We start from the raw sequence: 25259 nt of genomic DNA, 5'->3' as shown, positions 1-25259 counted from the left end.
GTGCGCGCCCCTCAGCGGCGCCGGTCCGCCGCCCCGATCAGCTCGGAGACCTTCACGAACCGGTACCCCTTCTTCCGCAGCTCGGGCACGATCATGCGGACGGCCTTCTCGGTCGCCGGGGCGGCACTGCGCGTGCAGTGCATGACGACGACCGACCCGGGCCGCACACCCTCCAGCACCTGCTGGGCCACGGCATCGGAGTCCGTCGCGAAGGCGTCCCCGCTCACCACGTCCCACTGGACGGCCGTGACACCGACCGCGCTCAGCGTCTTCAGCGCCTGCCGGTCGTAACACCCGCCGGGGAAGCGGAAGTACGGCATCGCGTTCGGCACGCCCGCCTTCTTGAAGGCCGTGTACGCCCGCTCCACATCGGCCTTCATCCGGTCCCGGGAGACGGTCGGCAGGCCGTAGCAGTCGCCGGTGAAGGCGTAGTGGCTGTAGGAGTGGTTGGCGATCTCGAACTGCGGGTCCCGCCCGATGTCGCGCGCCTCGGCCGGATACTCGTCGGCCCACCGGCCGGTCATGAACACGGTCGCCGGCACCTTCAGCGCCCGCAGCGTCGCGATGAGCTGCGGATTGTCGAAGTGCTCGCCCGCCGCCGCACGCGGCCCCTGATCGGCGGTCATGTCGGCGTCGAAGGTCAGCGCGACGGTCTTGCCGTCCACGCGCGGACCGTTCTTGAAGACGGGGGTGAGTCCGGCGGGGCCGGGCGCGAGCGTGGGAGGCCGCGAGGTCGCGGCAGTGGGCGCGCTGGGCGCCGGACGGCTGGCGTGGGGCGCGGAAGGGGCCCCGCAGGCGGTGAGCGCGGCGCCGAGTGCACAGGCGGCGGCGACTCGTCGTACTCGAATGATCACCGTAGGAACATAGGTGAATAAAAGTGACTAATCGGCCATCGACACGGGTCGGTACGGAACGGGCCGTCAGTCGGAGGCCAGCAGCCGCTCCCGGCACGCCGCCACATCGAAGTCCGCCTGTGGATACCGCGGATCCAGGGCCGTCAGGTGGTCGAGGAGCAGGCGACTGATGGCCCAGTTGCGGTACCACTTGCGGTCGGCGGGGATCAGGTACCAGGGGGAGTCCGGGGTGGAGCAGCGGGTGAGGGCGGTTTCGTAGGCCTGCTGGTACGCGGGCCACAGGGCGCGTTCCTCGATGTCGCCCGGGTTGAACTTCCAGTGTTTGTCCGGGTTGTCGAGGCGTTCGAGCAGGCGGCGGCGCTGCTGGTCGTAGGAGATGTGGAGGAAGCACTTGACGACCGTCACGCCGTCGTCGGTCAGGGACTTCTCGAAGCGGTTGATGCTGCCGTAGCGGTCGTTGAGCTCGCGGTGCGGGGCGAGTTCGCGGACGCGGGCGATGAGGACGTCCTCGTAGTGCGAGCGGTCGAAGATGCCGATCTCGCCGGGCTCGGGGAGGGCGCGTTTGATGCGCCAGAGGAAGTCGTGCTTCCGCTCCTCGGGTGTGGGCGCCTTGAAGGCCCGGATACGGCAGCCGCTGGGGTTGAACAGGCCGATGACGTGCTTGACCGTGCCGCCCTTGCCGCTGGTGTCCATGCCCTGGAGGACCAGGAGGAGACGGCGCCGGTCACCTGCTGTGCTCGCCGCCCACAGGCGTTCCTGGAGGTCGGCCAGGTGTTCGCCCATCCGGGCGGTGTCCTTGAGGCCGGCGGTCTTGTCGGCGGGGCCGCCGGGGGTGCCTGCGGCGTCGTGGGAGGAGAGGTCGACCGGGCTGTCGGCGGGGATGCGCAGCAGGTCCGTGAGGGCCTTCTTTCCGGGCTCGCGCTTCGTGCCCTTCTTGGCCATGGGGGCACCCCTTCCGGTCGACGGTCGGCTCCCTCGATCCTGCGGGGCGGGGGCGGGGCCCGCCAGTCAGCGCCCGTAGCGGCCGGTCAGTGTGCCCGAGGCCAGGGTGTGGGCGGTCAGGGCGCCACGTACGTCGTCGAGTGAGGCGTTGGCGGCGAGGGAGAGCTTGCTGTCGGCGGCGTAGACCGAGAGGACGTAGCGGTGGGGCGCGGCTCCCTTGGGTGGGCACGGGCCGCCGTAGCCGGTCTTCTTGAAGCTGTTGCGGCCCTGGACCGCTCCCGGCGGCGACTCCCCGGCCGTCAGGCGGGTGTCCCTCGGGGGCACTCCCCACATCAGCCAGTGCGTGAACGTGCCGTGCGGAGCGTCCGGGTCCTCCAGGACCACGACGAGTTCGGCCGCGCCGGCCGGGACGCCCGCGAAGGCCAGGGGCGGGGACACGTCCGCGCCGTCGCAGGTGTAGCGGCGCGGGACAGTGCCGTTCTCGGTGAACGCCGTACTCGTCACCGCGATCCGCTGCGAGGCGCTGGGCGTGGGCACGGACGGACCGCCTCCGTCGCCACCGCATCCGGCGACGCTCCCCAGTACGGCGGCCACCGCGACGATCGCGAACCTCGGGCGCATGCCGCCACGCTACTGCTCCACTGCGGGCGGGGGAGGGGGCTGCGGGGGTTGCGGCTGCGCCCGCTCCAGGAAGCGCAGCAGCTCCACCGGGAAGGGGAGCACAAGGGTCGAGTTCTTTTCCGCCGCGACCGCAACCACCGTTTGCAGGAGCCGGAGTTGGAGTGCCGCGGGTTGCTCCGACATCTGCTCGGCGGCCTCGGCGAGTTTCTTGGAGGCCTGCAACTCGGCGTCCGCGTTGATGATCCGGGCCCGGCGTTCGCGGTCGGCCTCGGCCTGGCGGGCCATCGAGCGCTTCATCGTCTCGGGCAGGGACACGTCCTTGATCTCGACGCGGTCGATCTGCACACCCCAGCCGATGGACGGGCTGTCGATCATCAACTCCAGGCCCTGGTTGAGCTTTTCGCGGTTGGAGAGGAGATCGTCCAGGTCGCTCTTGCCGATGATCGAGCGCAGGGACGTCTGGGCCATCTGGGAGACGGCGAAGCGGTAGTCCTCGACCTTGATGATCGCGTCGGCCGCGTCGACGACCTTGAAGTAGACGACCGCGTCCACGCGCACGGTGACGTTGTCACGCGTGATGCCCTCCTGCGCGGGCACGGGCATCGTCACGATCTGCATGTTGACCTTGCGGAGCTTGTCCACGAACGGGACGACCGTGGTGAAGCCGGGCCCCCGTACCTCGCCGACCACCCGCCCGAGGCGGAACACCACCCCGCGCTCGTACTGCTTGACGACCCTGGCCGCCGCGGCGACGTAGACCACGCCCGCGGAGCCGGCCGCCACGCCCGCCACCAGCAGTTCCTGGAGCATTCCGACCCCCTTGCCGAGAGGCCCTTTTGTCTGCTCCTGCAAGGGTATGCCCGGTGCCCGCTCCGGGGCCACGATCCCCGGAGCGGGCACCGGCACCGCTACTTCACCGCCGTGACCTCCACCGGCGTCATCTTCACCGGCTCGGTGCCGGCCGCGCTGTGCCGCTCGGCCCAGTTCTCCAGGGCCGTACGGCAGGCGTGGTCCAGGTGGTGCAGGCCGGAGAGGTGGAGTTCGACCGGCCGGTCCTGGGGGAGTGCCTCCAGGCTGTCGAGGATCTTCGGCAGCCGCAGGAAGGTCGCGTTGCCCGAGAGATACGCCTGCACCGGGCCCGCGCCCTTGTCGACGACCTCCAGCTTGATGTGCGAGGCCTCCCACGCCGTCTTGCCGATGGCCAGCGCGAGCCCGATGAGCACGCCCTCGAACATGCTGACCGCGACGATCGACAGCGCCGTCACGACCAGGATCAGCGCCTCGCCCCGGTGCTCGCGCCACAGTGACACGATCTCCCGGACGGGGATCAGCTTGGCTCCGGCGTGCACCAGGATGCCCGCCAGGGCCGGGATCGGGATGTACGCGAGGACGTCGGGCAGCAGTGCCGCGAACAGCAGCAGCCAGACGCCGTGCATGACCCGGGACGCCTTCGTCCGGGCGCCGGCCTGTACGTTCGCCGCGCTGCGCACGATCACCGCGGTCATCGGCAGCGCGCCGAGCAGCCCGCAGATCGCGTTGCCCGCGCCCTGCGCGACCAGTTCCTTGTCGTACTCGGTGCGCGGCCCGGAGTGCAGCCGGTCCACCGCCGCCGCGCTGAACAGTGACTCCGCGGACGCGATCAGCGTGAACGCGACCACTGTGCCGAGCAGCCCGATCTGCGCCAGTTCACCGAACTCGCCGAGTGGCGGCGGCTGGAGCGAGCCGAGCAGCCCCTGCACCTCGACCGTTGCCACCGGCAGCCCGAAGGCGAGCGCGGCGAGGGTCGCGAGTCCTACGGCGGCCAGCGGACCCGGGACCGTACGGACCTTGGCCGGCAGCCGCTTCCACAGCACCAGGACGGCGATGGTGGCGGCGCCGAGCGTGAGCGAGGCCAGTGCCTTCGTGTTCCCGGCGGCGTCGATCAGCGCGCCGGGCAGCTGGGCTATCTTGTCCAGCCCCGAGGCGGGGGCCTTCGCCCCCGCCACCGAGTACAACTGCCCGGCGATCAGCACCAGTCCGATACCGGCCAGCATGCCCTCCACGACCGAGACCGAGATGGCCCGGAAGTAGCGCCCCAACTTCAGGACGCCCATGAGGACTTGGAGCACACCGGTGGTGAGCACGATGACCCCGAGGGCGGGCAGTCCGTACTCCCGCACCGCCTCGAAGACCAGCACGGTCAGACCGGCGGCGGGACCGGACACCTGGAGGCTGCTGCCCCGCATGAGTCCGGTGACGATCCCGCCCACGATGCCGGTGACCAGGCCGAGTTCGGCCGGCACACCGGAAGCGACGGCCACGCCCACGCAGAGCGGGAGCGCGACCAGGAACACGACGAGGGAGGCGGCGAAGTCCTCCCGCAGATGGGGGAATTTGGTCGACATCGGCGCGCTCACAGGGACTTGAAGGCGTCGGAGGCCGGGTCGTGCACCAGGACCGCACCGGTGTGGACCTCGTAGAACCAGGCGTGCAGGGTGAGTTGACGGTCCTTCAGCTTCTTCTCGATGTACGGGTACGAGCGCAGCCGCAGCAGCTGCGTCAGGACATGGCTCTGCACGCCCTCGGACACGGCCGGGTCGTCGACCGTCCCCTCCGGCTTCGGGGTCGCGTGCGTGAGCCAGTCGCGCACGGCCGGTACGGCGGTCAGGTCGTCGCCGCGCACCAGGGCGCCGACCGCGCCGCAGTGCGAGTGGCCGCAGACCACGATGTCGCGGACGCCGAGGACCTCGACGGCGTACTCGATGGTGCACGCCTCGCTCGTGGGGTGTTGAGAGGCGTACGGCGGAACGATGTTGCCGGCGGTGCGCAGTTCGAAGAGCTGGCCGGGGCGGGCGCCCGTGATCAGGGCCGGTACGACCCTGGAGTCGGAGCAGGTGATGAACAGCACCTGCGGGGACTGGCCTTCGGCGAGTTTGGCGAACTCCTCAGGGCGTTGTCCGAACGTACGGGCGTTGTCGATGAGGGGCTGCATGGCGTGAGTACTCCTCCTGGCGCGCCCTCTGGGCGCGTCGGGCTTGCATGACAGTGTGCGTGGGGGAACCGACTGCCTGCTCGGCTCTCAGCAGCGGAAGACCTGAAGTGCCGCCGGAGAGTGCGCTGTCGAGGATCTCGATGTGCGCTGGTGCGCCGCGCCGGGCGCCACCTGTGTTCGTACGGCTGCCGGGTCCTGCGTCAGCAGGGGGCGTTCGGGCGTCTCGGGCCCGCAGTCGACGGTGCGGAAGCGGTCGCGCAGCCGCAGCGGGACGGTGGGGGTCGCGGAGGCGCCGCAGTCGCGGAACGTGATGGTCTCGGAGCGCAGGGCCTTGCCGCTGAGCTTGAGACCGGGTTGTGCTTTGGCCTCCGCATGACGCGCTGTGTGCGCGGGTGCGAAGGTTTCCATGGGCGCGAAGAACGGCAGGGCGAGCAGGACGGCGGTGAGGAGCGTCATGACGGTACGAGCCGTCCTACCTCGGAACATGCGCCCCCCTCCAGCTGGTCCGTGCTTCTCGTGCAGACCAAGGCCAGGTCAACGGCTGGTCAAGAAGAACGGTAGCCCAGTGAAGTTGTTTGCAGGGTTAACGGAGCGTTTCCGATGGAAGAGAGCGTGAAAAGCGTGCCTGGGCTGGCGTGAACTAGGCGGTTTCGACGAGGCTCTTGGCGTCCCGGGCGAGTGCGGTGAGGCGGGAAATCGCGCGGAAGTACTTCTTGCGGTAGCCGCCGTTCAGCATCTCCTCGCTGAACAGCTTGTCGAAGGGCAACCCCGAGGCCAGGACGGGCACTTCACGGTCGTAGAGCCGGTCCGCGAGGACGACGAGCCGTAGCGCCGTCGACTGGTCGGGTATCGGCTGGACGTCGGTGAGGCAGACGGCCCTGAGGCCGTCGGTCAGGGCGCCGTAGCGGCTGGGGTGGACCTTGGCGAGGTGGGCGAGAAGGTGCGGGAAGTCGTCGAGGGAGGCGCCGGCGGTGGCGTACGCCGCCTTCGTGACCTGTTCGTCGGTGAACGGCTTCGGGGCCTCGGGCAGCCCGCGGTGGCGGTAGTCGTCGCCGTCGATGCGCAGCGAGCGGAAGTGCGCGGACAGGCCCTGGATCTCGCGCAGGAAGTCGACCGACGCGAAGCGGCCCTCGCCGAGCTTGCCCGGCAGTGTGTTGGAGGTGGCGGCGAGCGCGACGCCCGCGTCGACCAGCCTGCCGAGCAGGGTCGACACCAGGACGGTGTCGCCCGGGTCGTCCAGCTCGAACTCGTCTATGCACAGCAGGCGGTGGCCCGACAGCGTCTGGACCGTCTTCTGGAAGCCGAGGGCGCCGACCAGGTTCGTCAGCTCGACGAAGGTGCCGAAGGCCTTGAGCGCGGGCTCGGCCGGGGTCGCGTGCCACAGGGAGGCCAGCAGGTGGGTCTTGCCGACGCCGTAGCCGCCGTCCAGGTAGACGCCACGGGGGCCCGCCGGGGTCTTGGCCGCCCTGCCCCTGCCGAAGCCGAGGAAGCCGCGCTTCGCGGTGGCGGCGTGCGCCCCGCCGAGTCCGGCGGCGAAGGTCTCCAGGACGCCGACCGCCGCGGTCTGGCTCGGCTGGTTCGGGTCCGGGATGTACGTGGCGAAGCGCACCGAGTCGAAGCGCGGCGGCGGCACCATCTCGGCGACCAGCCGGTCCGCGGGGACGAACGGCTCACGGGCGCACAGGGACAGCGGGGCCGCGTCTGCTATCGGGCTGATCCCGGAGGCGGCGGAGGAGGACGACACGGTTCACCACTCTAAAGGCCGTGCCACACTGCACGACATGCGACGCCTGTTCCCTGTGACCGACGAAACAGCAGCCCAGGCCTCGGACGGGGCCCCTGATGCGCGTGGGACGAGCCGGGAGTGGGGGCTGCCGGAACTCGCGGAGGCGTACGCCTACCCCGTAGGGGAGGGCCCCTGGCTGCGCGCCAACATGGTGTCCACGCTCGACGGGGCCGGTCAGCACGACGGCCGCTCGCAGCCCATCTCCAGCGACGCCGACATGCGGATCTTCGGCACCCTGCGGGCGCTGGCGGATGTCGTGGTCGTCGGTGCGGAAACGGTACGCCAGGAGGGTTACCGGCCCGCACGCGCGCGTGAAGAGTTCGCTGCGGCGCGGGCGGCGGCTGGACAGGGGCCCGCCCCGGTGATCGCGGTCGTCACCGCGAGCCTCGACCTGGACTTCTCGCTTCCGCTTTTCGTCTCGCCCCTGGTGCCGACGCTGGTCCTGACGGGCGCCGCGGCCGCCCCGGAGAGGGTCGCGGCGGCCGAGAAGGCGGGCGCCCGGGTGGTGGTCGCCGGTGACGGCGCCGGTGTGGACCCCGCACGGGCCGTACAGGCGCTCGCGGACCTCGGGCACACCCGGCTGCTGACCGAGGGCGGGCCGCGGCTGCTGGGGCAGTTCGTGGCCGCCGGGGTGCTCGACGAACTGTGTCTGGCCCTCTCGCCGATGCTCGTGGCGGGAGAGGCGCAACGGATCGCCGGGGGGCCGTCGGTTAAGGTTCCTCAGCGCTTCGAACTGGTGTCCCTGCTGGAAGAGGCCGGGTTCCTGTTCGGTCGCTACCGTCGGACCTGAAAACGGGGCGGAATGATCCGTTCCGTTTGGCTTTCGGCGGGCACACTAAATCCGGCAGTACCCGTGCGATCACGGGGCAGGATGGTTTCCGCAGGGCCTGGCAGGCCCACGGAGGAGAGAGGGCCCGAGGGTCCTCGAAGGAGAAAGGGCGCCTGGTGTTCACAAGCGTACTGATGATCGAGAAGGCCCTTACGTCCGCCGACGTGGAGTTCGTCACCACCTTGCACGGTGACGAGACCGTCTCCTTCCACGTATTGCTCCAGCCCCGCGGCGACCAGGCGGACCGCCTGCTGCGGGCCATCGACGACGTCGCCCTCGGCGAACTCGACGAGGCGGCGCACGAGCGGGAGACCCCCGAGGGCAAGGACGCGGCGGAACTCGGCGAACAGGCCCTGTCGGTGTCCCTGGACGCCCTGCGCGCGGCCGGCAGCGCGGCCGAGGGGCGGCTCATCGAGGACCACCCGCTGGACGCCCTCAAGACCCTGGTGGACGAGATCGGCGCCGACGAGGTCATCGTGCTGACCGACCCCCACTACGTGGAGGAGTTCTTCCACCGCGACTGGGCCTCGCGGGCCCGTCACAAGGTCGGCGTACCGGTGCTGAAGCTGTTCTCGCACAGCAAGGAGTAGCGGGCGGGGAGCGGCGGGCGGGTGTCCGTGATTGTCGGTGGCACCGAATAGGCTGGCCGCCGAACGTCCGCCGTATCCGTACGGAACCAGCACGCACAGGGAGACACACATGGCACCCGGCCTTCCCACCGCCATGGACCGACCGCACTTCATCGGCATCGGCGGGGCCGGGATGTCGGGGATCGCCAAGATCCTCGCGCAGCGCGGCGCGAAGGTCGCGGGCAGCGACGCCAAGGACTCCGCGACCGCCGACGCGCTGCGCGCCCTGGGCGCCACCGTCCACATCGGGCACGCGGCGGAGCACCTCGCCGACGACGCCAGCTGTGTGGTCGTGTCGTCGGCGATCCGCGCGGACAACCCCGAGCTGGCCCGCGCGGCCGAGCTGGGCATCCCGGTGGTCCACCGCTCGGACGCCCTGGCCCGCCTGATGGACGGCCTGCGCCCGATCGCCGTGGCCGGCACGCACGGCAAGACGACCACGACGTCGATGCTCGCGGTCTCCCTGACCGAGCTGGGCCTGAAGCCCTCGTACGCGATCGGCGGCGACCTGGACGCCCCCGGTTCGAACGCGCTGCACGGCGACGGCGACATCTTCGTCGCCGAGGCCGACGAATCCGACCGCAGCTTCCACAAGTACGCCCCCGAGGTCGCGATCGTCCTCAACGTGGAGCTCGACCACCACGCCAACTACGCGTCCATGGAAGAGATCTACGACTCCTTCCGGACCTTCGCCGACCGGATCGTGCCCGGCGGGACCCTGGTGATCTCGGCGGACCACGAGGGCGCGCGCGAGCTGACCCGGCGGGTGGCCGACTCCGGTTCCGTTTCAGTGAAGACGGTGACGTACGGCGAGGCGGAGGACGCCGACGTACGCATCCTCTCCGTGGTCGCGCAGGGCCTGAAGAGCGAGGTGACGGTGGTCCTCGGCGGCGAGGAACTCACCTTCACCGTCTCCGTCCCCGGCCGCCACTACGCGAGCAACGCGGTCGCCGCCCTCGCCGCGGGCGCCGCGCTCGGCATCCCGGCGGTGGAACTGGCGCCCGCGCTGGCCGCGTACACGGGCGTGAAGCGGCGCCTCCAGCTCAAGGGCGAGGCGGCCGGCGTCCAGGTGATCGACTCCTACGCCCACCACCCCACGGAGATGACGGCGGACCTGGAGGCGATGCGCGCGGTGGCCTCCACCTCGCGGTTGCTGGTGGTCTTCCAGCCCCACCTGTTCTCCCGCACCCAGGAGCTCGGCAAGGAGATGGGCCAGTCCCTGGCCCTCGCGGACGTCTCGCTGGTCATGGACATCTACCCGGCCCGCGAGGACCCGATCCCCGGGGTCACCAGCGACCTGATCATCGAGGCCGCGCGCGCGGCGGGCGCCGACGTGACGCCCGTCCACGACAAGGCGGACGTCCCCGAGGTCGTCGCGGGAATGGCGAAGCCCGGTGATCTGGTTCTCACCATGGGAGCGGGCGATGTCACCGACCTCGGCCCGCGGATCCTGGACCGTCTCGCGAAGTAAGGGGCTGAGCTGCATGTCGTACGACGTCGAAAAGCCGGACGAGGAATGGCGCGCGGAGCTGAACCCGGCCGAGTACGCGGTACTGCGGCAGGCCGGCACGGAGCCCGCCTTCGTCGGTGAGTACACCGACACCAAGACGAAGGGCGTCTACTCCTGTCGCGCCTGCGGCGCCGAACTCTTCACCTCGAACGAGAAGTTCGAGTCCCACTGCGGCTGGCCGTCCTTCTACGACCCGAAGGACACCGACGCGGTCGAACTGATCCAGGACCGCTCGCACGGCATGGTGCGCACCGAGGTGCGGTGCGCCCGGTGCGGGTCGCATCTTGGGCACGTCTTCGAGGGCGAGGGATATGCGACGCCGACCGACCAGCGGTACTGCATCAACAGCATCTCGCTGCGGCTGACGCCCGAGGAGGGCTGAGCGCTCCGGACCCGACCGTGCCGTGAGCACGAGTGAGTGGGCCGGTGCCCGTCCACCGTGGATGACGGTGGGCGGGCACCGGCTCCGTCCGGTGGAGCGGCGGGCGTGGGAGGAACTGGCCCCACGGCTGAGGGGCCGGTGGCGGGGCTCACGGCTTGCGGGCCATGCCGCCCCAGATCAGTGGTTCGGGGAGCTCGGACGGCGGGACGGGGACGTCGGGTCGCCAGTCGTCGAGGGGGACGAGGCCCGGTTGCTGGAGGTCGAAGTCGCCGTAGAACTGCCGGAGTTGGTGGGCTGTGCGCAGTTGGCCGCGGCCGGTCTCGCCCTGGTAGAGGCGGAAGAGTGTGGTGGCGCCGGTGGGATCGGCGTCGGAGACAAGGGAGTTGAGGGCGAGGGCGCTGCCGGGGGCCAGGCGGTGGCGGAGGGTGGTGAACTGGGCCGCGGTGGCGGGTGTTTGGGGCAGGAAGTGGACGACGCCGGAGACGATCACGCCGAGCGGGGCGGTGAGGTCGATCAGGGTGTGCAGGTCCGGGTGGTCGAGGACGGATGCCATGTCCTGTACGTCGCCCAGGAGCAGGAGGGATCGTCCGGGGTGCAGCAGGGGTCTGCCGTGGGCCAGGACGGTCGGGTCGTTGTCGACGTAGACGACCGTCGTGCCGGGGTGGTGGCGGGCGGCGACCTCGTGGACGTTGTCCTGGGTGGGCAGACCGGCGCCCAGGTCGAGGAACTGGGTGATGCCCTCGGCGGACATGGCGGCCACGACGCGTACGAGCCAGCGGCGCATGGCGCGGGCCAGCAGGGGTGCCTGGGGGTTGGCGGCGGTGATGCGCCGGGCGGCCGCGCGGTCGGCGGGGTAGTGGGTGTGGCCGCCGAGGAAGTAGTCGTAGATCCGGGCCACGTTGGGCACGTCGGGCTCGATGCCGGGCGGGGTGGTCCCTGGCGGGGGCGGCTCGTCGGCCATGCGGAGTCACCTTTCGCTCAACGAGCTCCAACGAGCTTGGCCCCGCGGGGAGTTGCGCGAGGGCACGACTTGGCAGGACACCATCTTCCGTCCAGCCGCCCGGGGCGGGGAAGGCGGCCCCCGGTCACACCCGAACCGGAGCGACACCCTCAGATGTCGTCGGAGTCCGGGCGCAGCAGGTCCGGGTCGATGTCGGTCACGCCGTCCGTGTATTCCAGTCGGGCGGCCGCCGTCATGAGCCGGTCGTACTCGCGCTGCCGCAGGGGGAGCCGGAAGGCGTTGGCCGTGTGGACGAGGTGGTCGATCGCGATTTCCGCCTCGTCGTTGGCGACCAGGTGGAGGACCGAATCGAGGGCTGGGACTCGCTCTCCCCGGGCCGCGGCTCGTCGCTTCAGGGCGTCGACCACCGCGCGGATGTCGTCGTCCGCGGAACTGTTCATCAGCCGCCTGGATCCCCCGTGTTCAGTGCGTCGTGACTTCCGGAGGCCGTAGAAGGCGGCCCCGAGGGCGAGAACCGCGGTGCCGGAGACGACGGTGCTCGCGGGCAGGGCGAAGGCGAGAGCCGCGCAGCCGGTCAGGCCGACGACGGGGACGAGGCGGCCCGGTCGGCCCTCTTCCTCCGTGAGGGTCCAGGCGGAGGCGTTGGCGATGGCGTAGTAGGCCAGGACGCCGAAGGAGGAGAAGCCGATCGTGCCGCGTACGTCCGTGGTCGCGGCGAGGACGGCGACCACCGCGCCGACCGCGAGTTCGGCGCGGTGGGGGACACCGGAGCGGGGGTGGACGGCGGCCAGGGCGTGCGGCAGGTGCCGGTCCCGGGCCATGGCGAGGGTGGTGCGGGAGACCCCGAGGATCAGCGCGAGCAGGGAGCCGAGCGCGGCGACGGCACCGGCGGCGCGGACGGCCGGCACCAGCCGGTCGGCGCCCGCCGCGCGCACGGCGTCCGTCAGCGGGGCGGTGGCGTGCGCCAGGCCGTGCGGGCCCAGCAGCGTCAGGGCGGCGACGGCGACGAGGGCGTAGACGGCGAGGGTGATCCCGAGTGCGATCGGGATCGCGCGCGGGATGGTGCGGGCGGGGTCGCGGACCTCCTCGCCGAGGGTGGCGATCCGGGCGTAACCGGCGAAGGCGAAGAAGAGCAGGCCCGCGGCCCGGAGGAGTCCGCCGGCGGTGGTGTCCGAACCGATGGCCAGCCGTGCGGTGTCCGCGTGGGCGGAGGTCAGGGCGGTGACGACGACGGCGCAGAGCACGGCGAGGACGACGGCGACGACGGCCCGGGTGAGGAGCGCGGACTTCTGCACGCCGGTGTAGTTCACCGCGGTCAGCGCCACTACGGCGGCCACGGCCACCGCGTGGGTCTGGCCGGGCCAGAGGTAGGCGCCGACGGTGAGGGCCATGGCCGCGCAGGAGGCCGTCTTGCCGACGACGAAGGCCCAGCCGGCCAGGTGGCCCCAGAAGGCGCCGAGGCGTTCGCGGCCGTAGACGTAGGTGCCGCCGGACCGGGGGTACAGGGCGGCCAGCCGGGCCGAGGACGTCGCGTTGCAGTAGGCCACGACGGCGGCCAGGGCCAGGGCGAGCAGCAGTCCGGAACCGGCCGCGTCGGCCGCCGGGCCGAGGGCGGCGAAGATCCCGGCGCCGATCATCGACCCCAGGCCGATCACCACGGCGTCGGACAGGCCCAGGCGCCGCTTCAACCCGTCCGTGCCCGTCGGCGCTCTCTCCGCGTGCATCGCCCTCCCCTTCTCGTACTGGGCGCACGGTAGCCGAGTACGGGAAGGGGAGGGCCGTCGCGGATCACGGACGTCTCCGGCATGACCCGGTCCTTGGGCGCCACCCCGTTCGCCGAGGAGACACCGAGCCGCGCGGACAGCACGGGGAGGGCGAGTTCCTCACCCTTGGGCGGGCTGACGGCGAAGACCATGCCGTACGTCATGAAGAGGCCCTCGGTGTACATCGTCGTCGGTCGAGGCCAGGGCCTGCGCACGGGTCCTGGCCGGTCCCTCGCCGCTCAGGTCGACCGGCTCCCAGGAGTCCGGGACGTCCGGCAGAAAGCGCTGTGCGGTGTTCATCGGTCGGCTTGCGCCCGTTCCGCCGTCCAACGTGTGGTGTCCGCCCTGAACACGAGGTCGGTGGCCCGAAACGTTCACCGGCCTACGACCCGGTCGTCCCGAACGTGATCCGGTAGTAGCAGGCCCCCTTGCACGGCATCGTCGCCCCGTCGTCGAAGGCGTACGAATAGGCGTAGGGGGCCGCCTTCTTGAAGACCTGGGTGTAGTCGACCGGCCACTTCGAGGGGACGCAGTTCTCGCGGCCGGCCCAGGCACCACGACAGCAGTACGTGTCTCCGCCGAACGCGGCGCAGGGCGGCTTGCAGCCGACGACCTGCCCGCCCGACACCGCCCGCATCGCGGTGGGGCAGTTGACGTCCGAGGTGCACACGCCCTTGTAGCAGCCGCCGGCGCTGACCGGATCGGTGGTCGTGGTGTGCGAGATGTTGATCCACATCGGCAGGTTCGAACCGTCGACCATGCTCACGTCGTAGAAGTCCATCCCCGCGTACGCGTCGAACGTGAACTCGCCCAGTGTGGTGGGCGGGTTGGCGCCCTCGCACACGCTCGTGCAGTCGCCCGTCGCACAGTGACCGGCGGCCGTCGAGGTGCAGCCCGTCCGACCCCAGATCCGTCCGCCCCAGTTGTTCGCCACGGTCACCGACAGGCTCTGGCCCGGGGCGAGTTCGCGGCCCTTCGGATAGACGGGGGTGTTGGTGACGATCGCCCAGACCGTCTTCGCGGTGCGGTTGACGACCGTGATCAGCCGCTTGCCGGCGGGGGCGGTCGAAGGCTGGTTCGCCGCGGGTGCGTTCGCCTTGGCGGTCGGCTCGGGCGTGCTCTTCTTCGACGTACTGGCCCTGGGGGAGGGAGAGGGGGAGACCGAAGGCGACGGAGAGGCCGAGGCGCTGGCGCTCGCCGAGGGGGAGGACGAGGCGCTGCGGGACGTGGCCGGGCGCGCGGCCGTGTCCTGGTGGACCGTCGTGCGCGTGCCGCCCGTTCCGGACGGCGTCCACACGCTGTAGGCGATCAGCACGGTGGCGGCCGTGGCGAAGGCGGCTGCCGCCACGTACCACCAGCGGCGGCCGTCCCGCCGTGGGCTCGCGCTGTGTCTTCTGCGTCCTCGTGCCATCGTCCTCGGGCCTTCCTGATGCTCTTCGGATGCGGTCCAGATGCGGTCCTGCCCATCGGTGACCTGTTCGGCGGCGGCCCGACAACATAAATTCGGACCCGACCGGCTGATTTCTTCTGTTGTCCCGTTTTCTGTAGTCCTCGCGCGCGTCGGCGGTCTCCGAAGCAGAGAGATGCCACGGCCGGACCACACGCGGAGGAACGAACCCAGATGCGCAAGAAGCCCAGAAGCGGCCCCGACGCGGGCGTGGTGACGGCCGCGTGCGCGGGCGACCGGCAGGCCCTGGATCACCTGCTGACGCAGTGCCTGCCGCTGGTCTACAACATCGTCGGCCGGGCCCTGAACGGTCACGCCGACATCGATGACGTCGTACAGGAGACGCTGTTGCGCATGGTGCGGGGGCTGCCGAAGCTGCGGGATCCCTCCGCGTTCCGGTCCTGGCTGGTGGCCATCACGATCAGGCAGGTGCGGGACCGTGAGCAGGCGCGGGCCACGGACCGCGACCGCAGGGCGCATCTGGAGGACGCGGAGGCGATCACCGACCCCGCCCTCGACTTCGCCGGGCTGACCATCCTGCGTCTCGGGCTGACCGAGCAGCGCCGCGAGGTCGCCGAGGCCACCCGCTGGCTCGATCCGGACGACCAGGAACTGCTGTCCCTGTGGTGGCTGGAGGAGACCGGCGAACTCGAACGGGCCGATCTGGCCGGTGCGTTGGGGCTCTCCGACCGGCATGCCTCGGTCCGGGTGCAGCGCATGAAGAAGCAGATGGAGGTCTCCCGCGTCGTCGTACGGGCGCTGGTCGCCGCACCGCGCTGCGCGGAACTGGACGAGACGGCCTCGACGTGGGACGGCGCGCCAAGTGCCCTGTGGCGCAAGCGGTTTGCCCGGCACATCCGCGGCTGCGGGGTGTGCCGGGGGCTGGACGAGGGCCTGCTCCCGATGGACCGGCTGCTCAGCGGACTGCCGCTGCTGGCCGTACCGGCCCACTTCGACGTGTCCCGGCTGCTGGACGCCGCCCCAACTGCCGCTCCCTCGGGGCGCAGTGGCGGACATCGAAGGCCCGGGAGCCGCTCCGCCCGTATCGGCGGCAAGCAGCTCGTGGGCGGTTCGGCGGCGGTCGCCGTCGCCGTCGTGGCCGCGCTGGTCGCGCCCCGGCTGACGGGCGGTTCCTCTCCTACGACGGCGGTGGCATCGCCGTCGCCCACTCCCGTGGTCGGTGTCACGCCGAGCCCCACGCCCTCGCCGACTCCCAGCAAGTCCCCCTCCCCTTCAGCTTCACCGAAGGCCAAGCCGAGCCCCTCGCCCTCGAAGCACACCCCCGCCGCCCCCGCGCACATGTCCTCCGGCGCCAAGAAGGGCGTCGGGGTCTGGACGTTCGGCGGGGTGAGCCAGGCGCTCGCCGCGAGCGGGGCGAGCTGGTACTACACCTGGAACACCCAGCACTCCGGCATCACGACACCCTCCTCGGGCTCCTTCGTGCCGATGATCTGGGGCGCGAAGTCCGTCACCGACGCCTCGCTCGCCCAGGCCCGGTCGTACGGCCCGTATCTGCTGGGGTTCAACGAACCGGACATGGCGCAGCAGTCGAACATGACGGTCGAGCAGGCGCTGGAGCTGTGGCCCAAGCTCATGGCGGCGGGCAGGATCCTGGGCAGCCCCGCGGTCGCCTACGGCGGGGACACGGCGGGCGGCTGGCTGGACCGCTTCATGTCCGGGGCCGGGACGAAGGGCTACCGCGTCGACTTCATCACCCTGCACTGGTACGGCGGCGACTTCCGCACCCCGCAGGCCGTGCAGCAGCTGACGTCGTACCTGGCCGCCGTGTACGCGCGCTACCACAAGCCGATCTGGCTCACCGAGTACGCGCTGATCGACTTCTCCCAGGGCACCCGCTTCCCGTCCGCGCAGCAGCAGGCGGACTTCGTCACCGCGTCCACCAAGGCGCTCGACGGCTTGTCCTACGTGCAGCGTTACGCGTGGTTCGGGCTGGGCGCGGACCCGTCGAAGCCGAGCAGCGGGCTCTTCACCAACGGTACGACGACGACCGCGGCGGGCCGGGCCTTCCAGTCCGCGGACTGACCGGCCCGGCCGCGCGCACGGTCAGGGGCTCACTCCCCAGGTGATGCGGTAGCCGCACTCTCCCGAACAGGTGAGGACGCTGGTCGCGTCGTCGTCGACGTAGGAGTAGGCGAAGGGCTCGGCATTCTTGAACACGGCGGCCGAGTCGACCGGCCACGAGGAGGGGACGCACTGGGGGCGCGCCGCGTAGGCGCCCGTGCAACAGGTCTTGTCCGTGTTGAACACCAGGCAGGCGCTGAGGCACGCGACGACGCGACCGCCCCTGATCCGCCGCAACTCGGCGGGGCAGGTCGCGTTGGCGTCCCGGGTGCACCCGGCGGCGGAGCAGCCGTTCGCGTCGATCCTGTCCTGGGACGAGCCGCCGTAACTGTTGATCCACATCGGCAGGTTGTTGCCCTCGACCAGGCTGACGTCGTAGAAGTCCATGCCGTTCCAGGCGTTCAGGTTGAACTCGGCCAGTGTGGAAGGGAATTCACCCCAGGTCGAACGGCACTGGAAGTGGCCGCAGTCCCCGGTCGCGCAGTGGCCGTTGCCCGCCGCGTCGAAGGAGCAGCCGGTGCGCGCCCACACCCGGACGTCCCAGTGGTCGGGGACGGCGAAGCTGAGGCTGGCCCCGGGCTTGAGTACCCAACCCGTCGCCTCCACAGGGTGTTTGGGGTCCGCGGCGATCGCCGGCCAGATCGTCCGGTCGAGCCGGTTGACCAGCGTGACGGTCCGCTTGCCGACGGTCTTCGGCTGTCCGGCGGCGGTCGTACGGGACGGCGAGGCGGTGCCGTGGGGCGACTTGGGCGCGCGGGGAGTGGGCGAGGACGTGGTTCGCGGTGACGAGGTCGTCGTAGGCGAAGTGCGGGGAACGGACGGGGAGTTGGCGGTCGCCGTGGCGTGCGTGGACGACGGGTCCGCGACGGTACGGCCTCCCGGCGGCGGTCCGGTCTGCGCGCGGGCCAGCAGTACGCCGGTCATCACCGCGAGGCAGGTGAGGACCGCGGCGGCGATCATGGCGGCCTGTCTGCGAGGCATCTCTCAACACTCCTGTCCGTACCCACGTCTCCGCCGTGTGCCGACGCGGCCGGCGGAGCTTCCGTAGAGGAGACCGGCGGCCGGCGTGCCGGACAACGGAAAACAGGACGGCGATACCTGTTTCGGACGAGTCCGCCGCGGATGAGCAGTGCTGGCCACAAGTCGATCAGAAGTTGGCAACCCGGCCGCGATTGAACGGCCGTACATTGCGTCAGCGGGGCCGAAGATCATCTGATCGGCCCGGAAGTCCGGATACCCGCGACCTTGTCGCAGGAATCGCGACCATGTTCAGAAAGTGCTCTGGAGACACACCGATGAAGATCGCCAAACGTCTCGTCCTCACCGCCGTGGCCCTCACCGCCGTGGCCGGCGCCACGCTCGCCACCGCGACCGTCGGCCAGGCCGCCACCCCGAAGCCGCCCGTCCGCCTCGGTGTCACCGTGCCCGACGCGCTGAAGGTCCCCGACGGCAACAAGCTCACCGGCGTCTTCTCCGCCGCCGGCGTCCAGACCTACACCTGCACCAACGGCGCCTGGACCCTGCTGGAGCCCGCCGCCACCCTCTGGGCTAAGAACGACCGCACGCACCGCTCCGTCGCCCTCCACTCCCGCGGCCCGGTGTGGGTGTCCACCGTGGACGGCAGCGCCGTCAACGGCTCCGCGATCGCCAACTCGCCCAAGACCGGCACCATTCCGGAGCTGCTGCTGAAGGCCACCGCCACGCGCGGCGCGGGCGTCTTCGGCGGCGTCTCCTACATCCAGCGCCTGGGCACGGACGGCGGCGTCGCCCCGGCCGGTGCCTGCACGGGCACGGACCAGGTCAGCGTCCGGTACACCGCCACGTACGCGTTCTACAAGCCCGCCAAGTAGTACGGCAGTCGGTACGAGGACAGGGGCAGTGGCTCTCCGGGCGACCGGGGCCGCTGCCTCGCGCCACCGTCCCGCGCCGCTGCCTCGCGCCGCTGGGCGCGCAATCCGTCAACTCCCTTGCGGTGGCCCCTGTTCGGCCCTGATCCGGCCGTGCACCTCCCAGTCCCACACCGTCTCGCGCACCTCGTCCAGCGCGCGGGCCAGATGCCTGCGATAGGTGCTGAACGCCAGGTTCAGCTTCCGCGCCACGGCCTCCTGGGTGGACGTCGAGTAGTACGTCGCCGTCAGCACCTCGTACAGATGCCGGGTGCGGGGATGGGCGCTCAGCCGCTGTACGGCCTTGCGGATCAGGTCGCGCAGCGCGGTCACCGGATCGCCCTCGCTGAGGTCCTCCACCAGCCGGCTGCGCAGCAGCGGGTTGTCGGCGAGCCCGCCCGGGTCGAGCCAGCCGCGCAGCGCCTCGCGGACCGCGGCGTCCGACTCCTCCCGACTCAGCGACGTCAGACGGGACTTGGGCTTTCCGGCCGCCACCGCCGGTGCCCCGCCGAGCAGGCGGGCATCGATCCCCTCGGCCCACTCCTCCACCCGCGCGGCCCGCCAGTCGTGGCAGAACAGGCCGTACCCGCGATCGGCGTGGACGGCCTGGCGGGGCGGCTGGAACATGCCCATGTAGGTCATCAGCGGCGCCCAGAACTTCGGTTCGGCACTGACGAAACAGGACCAGGCGCAGTGCTTGGCGCGCAGCAGCTCGAAGACGATCCGCATGCGCACCAGGTCCCACGACCGCGAGGGCCGGTGATGGTTCTCCTCGTGCACCATGAACCGGGCCACGCCGAGGTGTTCGCCCTGGCGCGGGGGTGTCATCGCGGACACCAGGTTCCACGCCTCGGCCGTCACGGGGTCCGCCGCCCGGGTCTCCTCGTCCAGCTCGTCGATCCTCAACCAGGCCATGAAACCCAGCAGTCGGCCCGTGTCGCAGCGGCGGTGGACGTGGAACGCCTCGGGCTGACGCGTCAACCAGTGGGCGACGACACGGGCGTTGTGTTCGCCCTCGACCCTGCGGGTCAGCTCGATCAGCGCCGGGGCGTCCTCCGGCCGCATCGGCTGCTCATGGACGGCCCCCTCGGCGCGGTCGCCCTGGAACTCGCGCAGCCACTGGGCCCTGGAGACGATGTGGTTGAACTCGCGGGCGGCGCGCAGGGCTTCCTTCTCCGGCGCCTCGCGGACGCGCTCCACCAGATGCCGGCGCACCGTGCGGTGCATGGCCTTGTAGCGCTCCGGGTCGCGCCAGCGGAAGTCGCTGTCGAGGGCGTCCCGGACCGCGTCGTACGGGCGCACTCCGAAGGGGCCCGACTTCATGAACGACAACTGCCGCAGCCAGGCGAAGAGTTCGGTGGCGTCCTCGTCGGGGAGCGCCACCCGCAGCAACTCCTCGGTGGTGTCGGCGACATGGCCGCACACCTCCAGCGCCCGCCGGTGCGCGGACGACGGCGGCCTGCCGACCAGGTGCGTCAGCAGCCGGTCGACGACCGTGCGCAAGGGTGCCCAGAAGACCTCGTCCGTCGACGTGTCGTCGTGCGACGCGGCCTCCGCGGCCAGGCGCAGGGCGAGGGGATGGCCCGCGGCGAACCGGAGCAGGGCCGCGTGCGAGGACGGGTCGACGCCCTGCGAGGTGAGCAGAGCCGCCGAGTCCGCCGGCCCCAACTCCCTTAGCGGCACGACCTGGAGGAGTTCGCTCCATCCGAGGTCCGCCTTCCACAGCGGGTCGGGGGCGAGGCGTCCGGCGACGACGACCAGGGCTCCGGCCGGTAAGCGGGGGAGGAAGCGCTCGCGTATCCACTCCTCCATGTCCCGGTAGCGCTCGAAGTCGTCGACCAGCAGGACAGCGTTGTCCTGGACGAAGACCTCGGCGGTCGCCGCCTCGAAGGCCGACGGGGAGCGGTCGACCGTACGGGCGTCGACGCTCACGACCGGCCGGCCCATGGCGCGTGCCTCCGCGGCGAACCGCTGGAGCAGGGCGCTCTTGCCGATGCCGCCCGGTCCGTGCAGCACGACGACCGTGGGCGCACCCGGCTCGCCGGCCGCCGCGCGGCGGAACAGGGCCAGTTCGCGCTGCCTGCCGACGAAGTACTGCAACCGGGCGGACGCCAGTCTGTCGGCCAGCACGGCGGAGCCCTCCTTCGCCATGGCGTTCCTTTCCCCGGAGCCGACCTCTTCGGGCCGCTGCGAAACCTACCGGCTCGGGCCGGACGACGGGACGGGCCGGACCTTACGTGGGTCTTACGGGCGGTTGGACCGACCGCGGGAAGGACGCAAGAGGGACGTTACGAAATCTTGGAAGGGGTCGTCCGTGGAAACGGTAAGAGACCCGCTTCTTTGTCCTATTCGCACTCGTTGAGGAACGCGAAGGGGTCCGTAGCCCTCCTTCTGTGTGAAGCGACGAGCACAGGCAAGGAACCGGGGACTGAGTGGCATGGGTTTGACCAGCGAGACTACCGTTTATGTGATGGCGGCCGTCGCCGTCGTCTGCGTGGCGCTGCTTGTCTGGCTGTGGCCGCGGCTCGCCAAGCCCGGGGTGGGGCAGGTGCTCGGGCGGCTGACGGCCATCGGGGTGACACAGGTCACGATTATCGCCGCATTCGCGTGCTGGCTGAACTCCTCGTACCAGTTCTTCGGATCGTGGGACGAGCTCTTCGGCAACACCGACACCGCGCCCGTCGGCGTGACCCAGGCGGCCGACCACAACGGCGACAGCGCGACCGGCGTCTCCGTGAAGGGCGCGCTGGTGCAGCCCGCCTCCGACGAGCAGCTGAACCGGGTCAGCGGACTGCCCACCGGCAATCCCGCGGTCAACGGCAAGGTGGAGTCCGTCAAGGTCATCGGCCGCCGTACCGGCGTCGTCGACCCGGCCTTCGTCTACCTGCCCCCGCAGTACTTCCAGAAGGCGTACGCCAGGCAGCGCTTCCCGGTCGTCGTCGCGCTCAGCGGCTACCCCGGCAGCATCTTCAACCTCGCCCAGTACCTGCGCGTCTCCCAGACCGCCGGGCAGCTCCAGAAGAACAACCAGATGCAGCCGACCATCATGGTGATGATCCGGCCCACCATCGCCCCGCCGCGCGACACCGAGTGCGTCAACGTCCCCGGCGGACCGCAGACCGAGACCTTCCTCGCCAAGGACCTCCCGCAGGCCCTCAAGTCCGCCTACCGGGTCGGCCACGACGCCAGCGCCTGGGGCGTCATGGGCTACTCCTCCGGCGGCAGTTGCGCTTTGCAGCTGACGATGCGCAACCCGCACGTCTACACCACGGCCGCGGCGCTCTCGCCCGACTACCGGGTCAAGGACGACCCCACCACCGGCAACCTCTTCGGCAGCGGCCTGGGCCGTGTCAACCGGGTCAACGGACACGACCTGATGTGGCGGCTGAAGCACCTGCCCGCACCCCAGGTCTCCGTCCTGGTCGCCGAGAGCAAGCACGGCGAGCGCGGCTATCCGCAGACCCTCGCGTTCATCAAGGCCGTCAAGGCGCCCATGCGCGTCGTGTCCATCCTGCCCGAGTCGGGCAGCCACAACTTCCCCACCTGGGTACGGGAGATGCCCGCCGCCCTGAAGTGGATGAACCAGCAACTCACCTTCCCCCAGGACGTCGTGCCCCGGCACCTCCCCAAGAAGACGGCCCACAGCACCGTCCGCGCGGAGGGCACCGAGCCCACCCCGACGGCCCGCACCCACAAGTAGCCCCCGCCTCAAGGGCGTTGGCCCCGCCCCAGCGTCCGGGGCAGCTGGCCCCGGCGTTGGATGCCCAACTTCCGGTAGGAACTGGTGAGATGGGTCTCCACCGTCCGGCGGGCCAGGTGCAGCAGATTGGCGATCTCGGTGTTCGTACGGCCGTCCGCAGCCAGCTCGGCGATCCGCCGCTCACTGTTGGTGAGAGACCCCGAACCGGTGCGGGCCGGGGCGGTGCGCCGGGCCCCGCTCTCGCCCAACGCCCCCTCCGCCAGGGCCCGTAGCCGGGTCGCGCCGAGCCGCTCGGCGCGCTCCGCGGCCTCCCGCAGACACCCGCGGGCGCGCCGCCGGTCCCCGGCCGCGGTCAGCGCCCGGCCCTGCGCGATCAGCGCCGGGACCAGCTCGGTCTCCGTCCCCTCCGGCGCGTCCCGCAGCAGCCCCACGGCCTCCTGAGCCAGCTCCAGACCACGCCGCCCGCCGGTCGCCGCGGCCAGCACCCGCAGCGAACGGCCCACCGTGCGGGGCGTGTTCCACACCCGGGCCAGCCGCAGCTCCTCCTCCGCCAGCGCGATCGCCTCCCGGGGACGGCCGAGGGCGAGCCGGCACTCGGCGGCGGCCGAACGCCACGGCGTGACGACCGGACTGACCACGTCACGGGCCGACTGCCTGCGTCCGCACTCCAGGAAGTCGTGCAGCCCGCCCGCCGGATCGCCGCAGGCCGCGCGCAGTACACCCCGCGCGTACAGGAAACGGTTCAACTCCCAGGAGTCGGGCGCCGATCGCAGGTCGAAACCGTCCGCGAGCCGCAGCGCCCGCGTCCCCTGCCCGGTCGCCAGCAGCGCCAGCAGGACGGTGGCGTGCCCGTTCGACGGCGTGCTCCGCGCCCAGTCCCGCGCCCACGCCTCCGTCAGCAGCCGCCCGTGCTCGCCCCGCGCGGACAGGATGTCGGCCCGTACGTTGGTCAGCGCGTCGCGCATCGGATGCAGCAGGTCGGGACGCTGCCCGACCAGCCCGCGCTCCACCAGCCGCTCAGCTTCCGGGAGTTCGTCGGCCCACTGGGCCACGGCGGCGGCCGTGCCGAGCAGGAACGGCTCGGTCAGCGGGTCGGCGGGCTGGGCCAGCAGAGCACGCAGCCGCCGCATCGCCTCCGCCGCCGAGATCAGCCCGGCCGTCGCCGAATGGCGCACGATCAACGCCTCACCGGCCGGGCCGACCAGCTCCGGCGAATCCTCGGCGGCGTCGTGGAGCCACCGGTACACGTCCTGCCGCACCGACTGGTCCTGCTCGGCCAGCAGCACCGAAGCCGTCTGGAGGGTACGTACCAGTTGCGGACGGTCCGTCAACTCGTCCTCCGCCGTGCGCAGTACGTCCACCGCGGCCTCGGTCCTGCCCCGGCCGGCCAGTGCCGTGCCGAGCGCGACGGCCGCGCGCATCGTGTCCTGCGGCGCCCCGGACAGCCGTAGCGCCTCGCTGAGCCGGGGGATGCCGGCCGAGGAGGTCCGGGTGTACTCCAGGGAGCCCAGTTCGGTCAGCAGCCGCTGTCTGCGGCCGTCCGGCAGCGGTTCGTCCAGGACCCGGCGCAAGAAGGCGACGGCGTCGTCCGCGCGCCCGTCCCGCAGCGCGAGCGAGGCCGCCTCCTGGAGCACGGCCGACGTCCAGGGCGCGCCCACCGGGTCGGCCAGCAGCAACTGCCGGGCGACCGTGTCGGGGGAGCCGCCGTGGCGCTGCATCGTCTCGGCCGCCGCCGCGTGCGCGGCCCGCCGTCTGGCCGCCGGTACGCCGGTGAGCACGGCGTCGCGCAGAAGTGGATGCGCGTAGCGCGGGCGCCCGTCGGGGTCCGGGCGCAACACCCCGAGCCCGGTCATCGCGGTGAGCCAGCCGGCCACTCGCGCCGCGTCGGCACCCGCCAACTCGGCGATCAGGGCGGCCAGTTCGTCGACGGGAGCGGGGGCGGTGCGATCGGCGGGCAGTGCTGCGGGCGGGTTCCCGGTCCAGCCCTCGTCCAGTGCGGCCAGGATCCGCGCGACCTCGCCGGTGGCCGGGCCCGCGCACTCCAGCCACCAGGACACGGCCGCCGGATACGCCCCCGGATACAGCGCGGCGGACGTCTCCGGCACCTTCGGGTGCCGGCCGGCGCCGAGGTCGTCGAGCAGGGCGCGCAGCAGCAGGGGGTTGCCGGCGCCGGCCCGGACACAGTCGTCCACCCAGGGCCCGGGCGCGTCGGCGCGTACCGAACGGACCAGCCCGGCGGCCGACTCGGGGGTCAGCGGGGCCAGCGTGTGGGTGCGGACCAGTGCGGGCGACAGAGTGTGGGTCAGGCCCGGCTCGGCCGGTTCGATGTCGTACTGGCTGCGCTCGGTGACCACCAGCAGGATCCTTAATCGGTCCACGTGCCGTGCCGCCTCCACCAGCCACCGGTGCGAGGCGGCGTCGGCCAGATGGACGTCGTCCACGGCGATCAGCAGCGGTGCCCGGTCGGCGTACGAGCGCAGCACCCGCCCCAGCCGGGCGGCGCTGGCCCGCTCGTCGCCGTCGACGGCGGGATCCGCGAACTCCGTTACCGGGCCGAGGAGTTGCAGGACGGCGGCGTACGGGACCGCCCGGTCGCGGGGTGAACAGCGGGCCCGCAGCACCCGCATGCCGTGCGCCGCCGCGTCCTCGGCGGCCGACTCCAGCACGGTGGTACGGCCCGTCCCGGTGGCCCCGCGCAGCAGCACGAGGCGCCCCGAACCGGCGCGGGCGTGCGCGGCCTCGGCTGCCAACAGCCGTGCCGCGTCCCGGTGTTCGCAGGGCATCACGGACTCTCCGGCGTCAGGTGTGGTCCCCGTCATCGCGGCCTCCTCGTATCCGTAGTGGTCCGTCGTGGTCCCTCGTCCGTCCGATCTCGTGGTGCTGCTCGTGGTGCTCC

21 protein-coding genes and 1 pseudogene are annotated in these 25259 nt (G+C 71.5%); 7 read left to right on the top strand and 15 right to left on the bottom strand.

Annotated features, from left to right (window positions below; translation table 11 throughout):
* Window positions 1–11 precede the first annotated feature (11 nt).
* From ACQHII_RS12755 to zapE, 8 genes are all read right to left on the bottom strand, one after another.
* On the bottom strand, window positions 12–854 hold the full coding sequence (locus ACQHII_RS12755; protein ID WP_427919424.1) for a polysaccharide deacetylase family protein: 843 nt from the start codon (window positions 852–854) through the stop codon (window positions 12–14).
* A gap of 66 nt (window positions 855–920) precedes the next feature.
* Window positions 921–1796 carry a PPK2 family polyphosphate kinase gene (locus ACQHII_RS12750; protein WP_427919423.1) on the bottom strand — a complete coding sequence of 292 codons (876 nt, stop codon included), beginning with the start codon at window positions 1794–1796 and terminating at the stop codon, window positions 921–923.
* 66 nt (window positions 1797–1862) lie between these two features.
* Entirely contained in the window at window positions 1863–2417 is a 555-nt protein-coding gene (locus ACQHII_RS12745; RefSeq protein ID WP_427919422.1) for a YbhB/YbcL family Raf kinase inhibitor-like protein, read from the bottom strand.
* Window positions 2418–2426: 9 nt separating this feature from the next.
* Window positions 2427–3227: a slipin family protein gene (locus tag ACQHII_RS12740; protein ID WP_427919421.1), complete on the bottom strand. Its 801-nt coding sequence runs from the start codon at window positions 3225–3227 to the stop codon at window positions 2427–2429.
* Between the two features lie 98 nt (window positions 3228–3325).
* Window positions 3326–4801 carry a SulP family inorganic anion transporter gene (locus ACQHII_RS12735; protein ID WP_427919420.1) on the bottom strand — a complete coding sequence of 492 codons (1476 nt, stop codon included), beginning with the start codon at window positions 4799–4801 and terminating at the stop codon, window positions 3326–3328.
* 8 nt (window positions 4802–4809) lie between these two features.
* On the bottom strand, window positions 4810–5388 hold the full coding sequence (locus tag ACQHII_RS12730) for a carbonic anhydrase (RefSeq protein ID WP_427919419.1): 579 nt from the start codon (window positions 5386–5388) through the stop codon (window positions 4810–4812).
* A gap of 87 nt (window positions 5389–5475) precedes the next feature.
* On the bottom strand, window positions 5476–5874 hold the full coding sequence (locus ACQHII_RS12725; RefSeq protein WP_427919418.1) for a hypothetical protein: 399 nt from the start codon (window positions 5872–5874) through the stop codon (window positions 5476–5478).
* A gap of 154 nt (window positions 5875–6028) precedes the next feature.
* Complete coding sequence (gene zapE, locus ACQHII_RS12720; RefSeq protein ID WP_427919417.1) at window positions 6029–7132, bottom strand: cell division protein ZapE; 1104 nt, start codon at window positions 7130–7132, stop codon at window positions 6029–6031.
* A 37-nt stretch (window positions 7133–7169) separates the two neighbouring features.
* Between zapE and ACQHII_RS12715 the strand changes: the two genes are divergently transcribed.
* The 4 genes from ACQHII_RS12715 to msrB all read left to right on the top strand — a co-directional run bounded on the left by ACQHII_RS12715 (window position 7170) and on the right by msrB (window position 10524).
* Window positions 7170–7964, top strand: coding sequence for a pyrimidine reductase family protein (locus ACQHII_RS12715; protein ID WP_427919416.1), 795 nt, complete (start codon window positions 7170–7172; stop codon window positions 7962–7964).
* Between the two features lie 155 nt (window positions 7965–8119).
* A complete protein-coding gene (locus ACQHII_RS12710) occupies window positions 8120–8593 on the top strand; it encodes an indole-3-glycerol phosphate synthase (protein ID WP_427919415.1) in 474 nt (157 codons plus the stop codon).
* A gap of 109 nt (window positions 8594–8702) precedes the next feature.
* Entirely contained in the window at window positions 8703–10103 is a 1401-nt protein-coding gene (gene murC / locus ACQHII_RS12705; protein WP_427919414.1) for a UDP-N-acetylmuramate--L-alanine ligase, read from the top strand.
* A 13-nt stretch (window positions 10104–10116) separates the two neighbouring features.
* Window positions 10117–10524, top strand: coding sequence for a peptide-methionine (R)-S-oxide reductase MsrB (msrB, locus tag ACQHII_RS12700; RefSeq protein ID WP_362974237.1), 408 nt, complete (start codon window positions 10117–10119; stop codon window positions 10522–10524).
* A gap of 148 nt (window positions 10525–10672) precedes the next feature.
* Here the strand turns inward: msrB and ACQHII_RS12695 are convergent, their stop codons facing one another.
* The 4 genes and pseudogenes from ACQHII_RS12695 to ACQHII_RS12680 form a co-directional block, all read right to left on the bottom strand.
* Window positions 10673–11485, bottom strand: coding sequence for an SAM-dependent methyltransferase (locus ACQHII_RS12695; RefSeq protein WP_427919413.1), 813 nt, complete (start codon window positions 11483–11485; stop codon window positions 10673–10675).
* Window positions 11486–11958: 473 nt separating this feature from the next.
* Window positions 11959–13209, bottom strand: a pseudogene (locus ACQHII_RS12690) (APC family permease); the annotation flags it as partial.
* The gene (locus tag ACQHII_RS12685) at window positions 13170–13463 is read right to left on the bottom strand and encodes a hypothetical protein (RefSeq protein ID WP_427919412.1); all 294 of its coding nucleotides are present in this window, start codon (window positions 13461–13463) and stop codon (window positions 13170–13172) included. The pseudogene ACQHII_RS12690 and the gene ACQHII_RS12685, both read right to left, overlap by 40 nt.
* A gap of 167 nt (window positions 13464–13630) precedes the next feature.
* Entirely contained in the window at window positions 13631–14659 is a 1029-nt protein-coding gene (locus tag ACQHII_RS12680; RefSeq protein WP_427919411.1) for a thaumatin family protein, read from the bottom strand.
* A 210-nt stretch (window positions 14660–14869) separates the two neighbouring features.
* Between ACQHII_RS12680 and ACQHII_RS12675 the strand changes: the two genes are divergently transcribed.
* On the top strand, window positions 14870–16738 hold the full coding sequence (locus ACQHII_RS12675; protein WP_427919410.1) for a sigma-70 family RNA polymerase sigma factor: 1869 nt from the start codon (window positions 14870–14872) through the stop codon (window positions 16736–16738).
* A 21-nt stretch (window positions 16739–16759) separates the two neighbouring features.
* Here ACQHII_RS12675 and ACQHII_RS12670 read toward each other — a convergent pair whose 3' ends face one another.
* Window positions 16760–17758 (bottom strand): thaumatin family protein, encoded by a 999-nt coding sequence (locus ACQHII_RS12670; RefSeq protein ID WP_427919409.1) that lies wholly within the window; start codon window positions 17756–17758, stop codon window positions 16760–16762.
* 314 nt (window positions 17759–18072) lie between these two features.
* Between ACQHII_RS12670 and ACQHII_RS12665 the strand changes: the two genes are divergently transcribed.
* Window positions 18073–18627 (top strand): DUF3455 domain-containing protein, encoded by a 555-nt coding sequence (locus ACQHII_RS12665; RefSeq protein WP_427919408.1) that lies wholly within the window; start codon window positions 18073–18075, stop codon window positions 18625–18627.
* Between the two features lie 108 nt (window positions 18628–18735).
* Here the strand turns inward: ACQHII_RS12665 and ACQHII_RS12660 are convergent, their stop codons facing one another.
* A complete protein-coding gene (locus ACQHII_RS12660; RefSeq protein WP_427919407.1) occupies window positions 18736–20814 on the bottom strand; it encodes an AAA family ATPase in 2079 nt (692 codons plus the stop codon).
* A gap of 286 nt (window positions 20815–21100) precedes the next feature.
* Here ACQHII_RS12660 and ACQHII_RS12655 point away from each other — a divergent pair, with 286 nt between their 5' ends.
* On the top strand, window positions 21101–22363 hold the full coding sequence (locus ACQHII_RS12655; RefSeq protein WP_427919406.1) for an alpha/beta hydrolase: 1263 nt from the start codon (window positions 21101–21103) through the stop codon (window positions 22361–22363).
* 8 nt (window positions 22364–22371) lie between these two features.
* Here ACQHII_RS12655 and ACQHII_RS12650 read toward each other — a convergent pair whose 3' ends face one another.
* Window positions 22372–25182: an AAA family ATPase gene (locus ACQHII_RS12650; protein ID WP_427919405.1), complete on the bottom strand. Its 2811-nt coding sequence runs from the start codon at window positions 25180–25182 to the stop codon at window positions 22372–22374.
* Window positions 25183–25259: the final 77 nt, after the last annotated feature.

This window comes from Streptomyces sp. cg40, assembly GCF_050320165.1.
Classification (GTDB): domain Bacteria; phylum Actinomycetota; class Actinomycetes; order Streptomycetales; family Streptomycetaceae; genus Streptomyces; species Streptomyces hokutonensis.
This window is presented reverse-complemented; position numbering and strand designations above follow the sequence as displayed.